Source organism: Flavobacterium azizsancarii (assembly GCF_027980145.1).
GTDB classification, from domain to species: Bacteria; Bacteroidota; Bacteroidia; order Flavobacteriales; family Flavobacteriaceae; genus Flavobacterium; species Flavobacterium azizsancarii.
This window is the reverse complement of sequence record NZ_JAMZNK010000154.1, coordinates 1-223: the sequence shown is the minus strand read 5'-3', so window position 1 is coordinate 223 and position 223 is coordinate 1. Positions and strand designations below refer to the sequence as shown.

The following is a 223-nucleotide window of genomic DNA, read 5'->3' as shown; positions in this document are numbered from 1 at the left end:
AGATGCAACATCACTTTGCGAGAGTGCATTAAGACTGGAAGTTGCGGTAATAGTAACTGATCCGGGAACACCAAGTTTGGTAACTGCAGGAACACAGAATTTCTGTCAGTCAACTTTGCCAACTTTTGCAAGTATTCAGTTAAACGAATCTAATATCGTTTGGTATACTGCTTTAACTGGCGGAACATTGATTCCAAGTACAACAGCTTTGACAAGTGGTACT

At 40.4% G+C, this 223-nt stretch carries 1 protein-coding gene; it reads left to right on the top strand.

What is annotated here, in order from left to right:
• Positions 1–223, top strand: a 223-nt coding sequence (locus tag NJT12_RS25235) for a hypothetical protein (protein WP_271338813.1), incomplete at both ends; no start/stop codon positions are given.